Here is a 384-nt window from a genome sequence, read left to right as displayed (position 1 = left end):
ATCAAGTGTCATTGATAGTCGTCAGGCTGAAGATGGCAATACCATCCGTCGTCGTCGTTCCTGCGACCAATGTGGTCAACGTTTTACCACCTATGAACGGATTGAAGAGAAAACTCTAGTCGTTGTGAAAAAAGACGGAACTAGAGAGCAGTTTTCACGTGAAAAGATTTTCAATGGGATTATTCGTTCTGCTCAAAAGCGCCCTGTGTCAACCGATGATATTGATGAAGTGGTGAATCGGATTGAACAGAAGGTTCGAGCACAAGGTGATAGTGAAATAGAATCCGATGTCATCGGGAATTTGGTAATGGAAGAATTGGTCGAATTGGATGAAATCACCTATGTGCGTTTTGCATCGGTTTATCGTTCTTTCAAAGATGTTGG

Annotated in this window: 1 protein-coding gene; it reads left to right on the top strand. The window is 42.4% G+C overall.

Translation table 11 applies throughout. The features are described from left to right. Positions 1 to 384 (top strand): transcriptional regulator NrdR (nrdR, locus tag C1E99_RS00890; RefSeq protein WP_105206335.1); only part of this gene is annotated, 384 nt, incomplete at both ends.

The organism is Streptococcus suis (assembly GCF_002964045.1).
GTDB lineage: Bacteria > Bacillota > Bacilli > Lactobacillales > Streptococcaceae > Streptococcus > Streptococcus suis_U.
This window is presented reverse-complemented; position numbering and strand designations above follow the sequence as displayed.